A 380-nucleotide genomic window follows, 5' to 3' on the forward strand; every position below is an offset into this window, starting at 1 on the left:
TTACGGGGTATACGGGGACGGGGCGCGTCGCCGGGAGGGCGTCGGGCTTGCCGGAACGGAGGTCGAAGCGCGAGCCGTGCAGCCAGCACTCGATGTGGCAGTCGTCGACTTCGCCCTCCGAGAGGGACACGTTCGCGTGGGAGCAGATGTCGTTGATCGCGAACACCTCTCCCTCGGTGCGCACGACGGAGACCGGCGTGCCGTCGAGTTCCACCCGCTTGGGGGTGTCCTCCTCCAGCTCGCTCAGTCCACAGACGCGTACGAAGGTCATGCGACCGCGGCCTCCAGCTCCTCCTCGATCTTGGCGATCAGGCGCTCCTCGATGTCGGGCACGCCGATCTGCTGGACCAGCTCGGCGAAGAAGCCCCGGACCACCAGAC

1 protein-coding gene is annotated in these 380 nt (G+C 67.6%); it reads right to left on the bottom strand.

The annotated features are described in order from the left end of the window. The coding region (locus tag LPA54_RS42030; RefSeq protein ID WP_228985588.1) for a non-heme iron oxygenase ferredoxin subunit at positions 1-271 on the bottom strand (271 nt) is incomplete at its 3' end. Between the last annotated feature and the right edge of the window lie 109 nt (positions 272-380).

The sequence above is a fragment of the Streptomyces sp. DH12 genome, assembly GCF_020873895.1.
Lineage (GTDB): Bacteria > Actinomycetota > Actinomycetes > Streptomycetales > Streptomycetaceae > Streptomyces.